Annotated in this window: 1 protein-coding gene; it reads right to left on the bottom strand. The window is 45.3% G+C overall.

From position 1 onward, the window contains the following. Positions 1–300 (bottom strand): NAD-binding protein (locus tag AAEY88_RS12795; protein ID WP_350562986.1); only part of this gene is annotated, 300 nt, incomplete at both ends.

The raw sequence follows: 300 nt of genomic DNA, 5'->3' as shown, positions 1-300 counted from the left end.
GCTTTGGTCATTTTCTAATAGTAACGTCAGACTACCATAAGCATTATTGGTGACCGATTTAGGTACGCTGTGAGTATGAAGCGTTGGTCCATCGGCGGCCATAGCATCAACTAATGCGTCGGTCAAAATTGGGTCAAAGTTACGTAGTGGTGCATGCTTACGTACTAATAAATGAGTTTCGCTACCTAGTGCATGTAATACACCCGCCACTTCAACAGCTATATAACCGGCACCCACAACTGCGACACGCTTAGGTTGTTCACGTAATGCGAAGAAACCGTCTGAGTCGATACCGTATTG

It is taken from the genome of Psychrobacter sp. CAL346-MNA-CIBAN-0220 (genome assembly GCF_040309805.1).
Taxonomy (GTDB): domain Bacteria; phylum Pseudomonadota; class Gammaproteobacteria; order Pseudomonadales; family Moraxellaceae; genus Psychrobacter.
This window is presented reverse-complemented; position numbering and strand designations above follow the sequence as displayed.